At 50.4% G+C, this 5511-nt stretch carries 2 tRNA genes and 3 rRNA genes; all 5 read right to left on the bottom strand.

Annotated features, from left to right (window positions below):
* Nucleotides 1-61 precede the first annotated feature (61 nt).
* Nucleotides 62-179 (bottom strand): 5S ribosomal RNA (gene rrf / locus AACT35_RS08545).
* 79 nt (nt 180-258) lie between these two features.
* Nucleotides 259-3070: ribosomal RNA gene (locus tag AACT35_RS08540) — 23S ribosomal RNA — on the bottom strand.
* Nucleotides 3071-3284: 214 nt separating this feature from the next.
* A tRNA-Ala gene (locus tag AACT35_RS08535) sits at nt 3285-3360 on the bottom strand.
* 39 nt (nt 3361-3399) lie between these two features.
* Nucleotides 3400-3473, bottom strand: a tRNA-Ile gene (locus tag AACT35_RS08530).
* 121 nt (nt 3474-3594) lie between these two features.
* Nucleotides 3595-5083 (bottom strand): 16S ribosomal RNA (locus AACT35_RS08525).
* The 16S, 23S and 5S rRNA genes sit together here with 2 tRNA genes alongside, the layout of an rRNA operon.
* Nucleotides 5084-5511 lie beyond the last annotated feature (428 nt).

Genomic DNA, 5511 nt, shown 5'->3' with positions numbered 1-5511 from the left:
GAGCTTTGATTAGAATATAAAGTTGAAGAATAAGATATTCAGTTTTTCATAAAAGAGAGAAGCTTGGCATTGAGCTATTTTCCCGGTAGGCTACCCCACAGGTATCGTCGCCGCTATAGCGTTTCACATCTGAGTTCGGGATGGAATCAGTGTGGTTCCACTATGCTAGAAACACCAAGCAGTGGTGTGGTCTCACACCCTCAAGACTGCACAAAATACTCATTAGTTCATCGAAATACTTAGTCTAACCATCTGTTTAAGGACAAGCCCTCGGTCTGTTAGGACATCTCGGCTCCATATGTTGCCACACTTCCACCTAATGCCTATTAACGGGTGTTCTCCCCGTGACCTTACTGGATTAACTCCATGAGAGCACTCATCTTGAGGTGGGCTTCCCACTTAGATGCTTTCAGCGGTTATCCGCTCCGCACTTGGCTACCCTGCGTTTACCGTTGGCACGATAACAGGTACACCAGCGGTGCGTCCTTCCCGGTCCTCTCGTACTAAGGAAGACTCCTCTCAATGCTCTTACGCCTGCACCGGATATGGACCGAACTGTCTCACGACGTTCTGAACCCAGCTCACGTACCGCTTTAATGGGCGAACAGCCCAACCCTTGGGACCTACTTCAGCCCCAGGTTGCGATGAGCCGACATCGAGGTGCCAAACCTCCCCGTCGATGTGAACTCTTGGGGGAGATCAGCCTGTTATCCCTAGAGTAACTTTTATCCGTTGAGCGACGGCCCTTCCACGCAGCGCCGTCGGATCACTAAAACCGACTTTCGTCCCTGCTTGACTTGTAGGTCTCGCAGTCAAGCTCCCTTCTGCTTTTGCACTCGATGGCTGATTTCCAACCAGCCTGAGGGAACCTTTGTGCGCCTCCGTTATCATTTAGGAGGCGACCGCCCCAGTCAAACTGCCCACCTGATACTGTCCTTTCACCGGCTTCACGGTTTAAAGTTAGAATTCTAGCCTTGTTAGAGTGGTATCTCACCAGTGACTCCATTACTCCCACAAGAGTAATCTCAACGTCTCCCACCTATCCTGCGCAAACAAAGCCCGAACCCAATACCAAGCTACAGTAAAGCTTCATAGGGTCTTTCTGTCCAGGTGCAGGTAGTCCGTATCTTCACAGACAATCCTATTTCGCCGAGCCTCTCTCCGAGACAGTGCCCAGATCGTTACGCCTTTCGTGCGGGTCGGAACTTACCCGACAAGGAATTTCGCTACCTTAGGACCGTTATAGTTACGGCCGCCGTTCACCGGGGCTTCGGTCGTCAGCTTCGCCTAAGCTAACCAACTTCCTTAACCTTCCGGCACTGGGCAGGCGTCAGCCCCTATACGTCCTCTTACGAGTTTGCAGAGACCTGTGTTTTTGGTAAACAGTCGCCTGGGCCTCTTCACTGCGACCAGCTCTCGCTGGCACTCCTTCTCCCAAAGTTACGGAGCAATTTTGCCGAGTTCCTTAGAGAGAGTTACCTCGCGCCCCTCGGTATACTCTACCACCCTACCTGTGTCGGTTTCGGGTACGGGTCCTATGCTTTCAACACATAACTAGCTTTTCTAGGCACTATCCTTTACTACGCGGAGACCGTAGTCTCCTCCCAATCCATTCAGGGTGTAGCTATCTTTCATGCGTCATAGTTATGCTCCCACACAGGAGTTGAGGAATATTAACCTCATGTCCATCGACTACGCCTTTCGGCCTCGCCTTAGGTCCCGACTAACCCTCCGCGGACGAGCCTTCCGGAGGAACCCTTAGGGTTTCGGGGTATGTGATTCTCACACATATTTTCGCTACTTAAGCCGACATTCTCACTTCTATACAGTCCACATCTGCTCACCGCTAATGCTTCACACCATATAGAACGCTCCCCTACCACTCTTTCGAGTCCGCAGCTTCGGTAACTTGCTTAGCCCCGTTCATTTTCGGCGCAGGAGCGCTTGACCAGTGAGCTATTACGCACTCTTTCAAGGATTGCTGCTTCTAGGCAAACCTCCTGGTTGTCTATGCACTCCCACCTCCTTTATCACTTAGCAAGTATTTTGGGACCTTAGCTGGCGGTCTGGGCTGTTTCCCTCTCGACGATGAAGCTTATCCCCCACCGTCTTACTGGCTGAATTTTACATGGTATTCTTAGTTTGTCTCACTTTGGTACCGCTCTCGCAGCCCGCAGCGAAACAGTGCTTTACCCCCATGCAAGGAAACCAACCGCTGCGCCTAAACACATTTCGGGGAGAACCAGCTAGCTCCGGGTTCGATTGGCATTTCACCCCTAACCACAGCTCATCCGCTCCTTTTTCAACAGAAGTCGGTTCGGACCTCCACTTGGTATTACCCAAGCTTCATCCTGGCCATGGTTAGATCACCCGGGTTCGGGTCTACAAACTGTGACTAACGCCCTTTTCAGACTCGTTTTCACTTTGGCTTCGGCTTTTCACCTTAACCTGCCACAGCCTGTAAGTCGCCGGCTCATTCTTCAACAGGCACACGGTCAGACGTTAAATCGTCCTCCCATTGCTTGTAGGCTAACGGTTTCATGTTCTATTTCACTCCCCTCCCGGGGTTCTTTTCACCTTTCCCTCGCGGTACTTTTACACTATCGGTCACACAGTAGTATTTAGCCTTACGAGGTGGTCCTCGCTGATTCAACCGGAATTTCACGTGCTCCGGCCTACTCGGGATACAGTTAGGCTACTTCGATTTTCGACTACAGGACTTTCACCTTCTTTGGTGTAGCTTTCAACTACTTCGTCTAACCTCTATAGTCCACATCACTGTCCCACAACCCCAACCGCCTAAGCAGTTGGTTTAGGCTCTTCCCGCTTCGCTCGCCGCTACTAAGGGAATCGATTTTTCTTTCTCTTCCTTCAGCTACTAAGATGTTTCAATTCGCTGAGTTGGCTCATACCATCCTATATATTCAGATGGCTGTATTTAGGGTTGCCCCATTCGGAAACCTCCGGCTCAATGCTTGCTTCCAGCTCCCCGGAGTATATCGTCGGTAACCACGTCCTTCATCGCCTCTGTGTGCCTAGGTATCCACCGTTAGCCCTTTGTAGCTTGACCTTTTTTCGAGGTCAGACTCTTGGCTATTTTTGGATTGTTTGTACTTTCGTACTTTCCTACCTAGCTATTATTTCGACTATCTAATATTCTTTTGTGCAGTTTTCAAGGTGCTTTGCTGAAATCCCTTTCAGCATTCAACAACATCTTTCGCCTTTTTTCTTAGACTGTGGTGTTGATGCTGAGATTGTTTCATTATTTCGTGATTTCGTGGTTTTGGTGGAGGTAAGCGGACTCGAACCGCTGACATCCTGCTTGCAAAGCAGGCGCTCTACCAACTGAGCTATACCCCCATTGATATCAACAATTGATGATTATCAACGGTTGATAAGTGGGCCATCCTGGACTTGAACCAGGGACCTCACCCTTATCAGGGGTGCGCTCTAACCACCTGAGCTAATAGCCCATGTCCACGAACCTAAATTTGAAAGTGACTCCCGTTTCTCCCCCTCGCACGACCTTCGAGATGACCTTACTGCGTTCTATTTGCTGATTGCTTTCAAACTTCAGTAGGTTAGGTCTCCCTAAAAGGAGGTGATCCAGCCACACCTTCCGGTACGGCTACCTTGTTACGACTTCACCCCAGTCACTAGCACTGCCTTCGGCGCCCTCCTCCGCGAACGGTTAGAGTAACGACTTCGGGCGTTGCCAGCTTCCATGGTGTGACGGGCGGTGTGTACAAGGCCCGGGAACGGATTCACCGCAGTATGCTGACCTGCGATTACTAGCGATTCCTCCTTCATGCAGGCGAGTTGCAGCCTGCAATCTGAACTGAGGCCGGGTTTGATGAGATTCGCTTGCCCTCGCGGGGTTGCTGCCCTTTGTCCCGACCATTGTAGTACGTGTGTAGCCCAAAATGTAAGGGGCATGATGACTTGACGTCATCCCCACCTTCCTCCGAGTTGTCCCCGGCAGTCTCCCTAGAGTGCCCAACTTAATGCTGGCAACTAAGGACGAGGGTTGCGCTCGTTGCGGGACTTAACCCAACATCTCACGACACGAGCTGACGACAGCCATGCACCACCTGTCTCCGTGCTCCCGAAGGCACTCTCGCATCTCTGCAAGATTCACGGGATGTCAAATCTTGGTAAGGTTCTTCGCGTTGCATCGAATTAAACCACATACTCCACCGCTTGTGCGGGCCCCCGTCAATTCCTTTGAGTTTCACACTTGCGTGCGTACTCCCCAGGCGGGATACTTAACGCGTTAGCTTCGGCACTGTCCGGGTCGATACAGACAACGCCTAGTATCCATCGTTTACGGCTAAGACTACAGGGGTATCTAATCCCTTTCGCTACCTTAGCTTTCGTCCCTCAGTGTCAGTTACGGTCCAGTAGAGCGCTTTCGCCACCGGTGTTCTTCCCAATATCTACGCATTTCACCGCTACACTGGGAATTCCCTCTACCCCTACCGTACTCAAGTCACACAGTTTCCACCGCCGATCCACAGTTAAGCTGTGGGCTTTGACAGCAGACTTGCATGACCACCTACGGACTCTTTACGCCCAATAATTCCGGATAACGCTTGCACCCTCCGTATTACCGCGGCTGCTGGCACGGAGTTAGCCGGTGCTTATTCCTCAGGTACCGTCAGTATTCTTCCCTGAGAAAAGAGGTTTACAATCCAAAGACCTTCCTCCCTCACGCGGTATTGCTCCGTCAGGCTTTCGCCCATTGCGGAAAATTCCCCACTGCTGCCTCCCGTAGGAGTCTGGGCCGTGTCTCAGTCCCAGTGTGGCTGCTCATCCTCTCAGACCAGCTACTGATCGTCGCCTTGGTGGTCCCTTACACCACCAACTAGCTAATCAGACGCGAGCTCATCTTCAGGCCAAAAAAGATTTCACCTCTCGGCATATCGGGTATTAGCAGTCGTTTCCAACTGTTGTCCCCGTCCTGAAGGCAGATTCTCACGCGTTACTCACCCGTCCGCCACTAAGCCCGAAGGCTTCGTTCGACTTGCATGTGTTAGGCATACCGCCAGCGTTCATCCTGAGCCAGGATCAAACTCTCCATATTAGACTCCTTACTCATTCCTTAGAATTTTCATTTGTCTTTAGCAAGAGATGTTTTTTAAGGCTCTCTTTATCCTTAACTAAGCTCCTTGGTATCGATTGTTTCAATCTCAACCAGCTCACTTGTTATAATCTTGTTTAAAACAAGGGGGCGGATAGTCACTTTCAAATTCTATTCTTTTGTCTCGGTTCGGGGCGGCGGTTCAGTGCGTCTCTCTCAACCGCGCTTAACTATATTAACCACACAACTCGGAGATGTCAACACCTTTTTTCAATCTTTTTTCGCTATTTGAATGAAAAATCCCTGGAATGCCCTCAGAGCAAGGGGTTTGGTGACTGGAAAAATTTAGAATTTTAAGTTCTTAAGCCCCTCAATCTGGATTTGACAACCACATCCCTACGTTGTTCTATCACTCTCGATTAGGTGAGGAT

Origin of the sequence: Synechococcus sp. BDU 130192, from assembly GCF_963876085.1 — a bacterium.
Lineage (GTDB): Bacteria > Cyanobacteriota > Cyanobacteriia > Cyanobacteriales > MRBY01 > MRBY01.
Note: the sequence above shows the minus strand (reverse complement) of the source record. Positions and strands in the feature narration are given on the sequence as shown.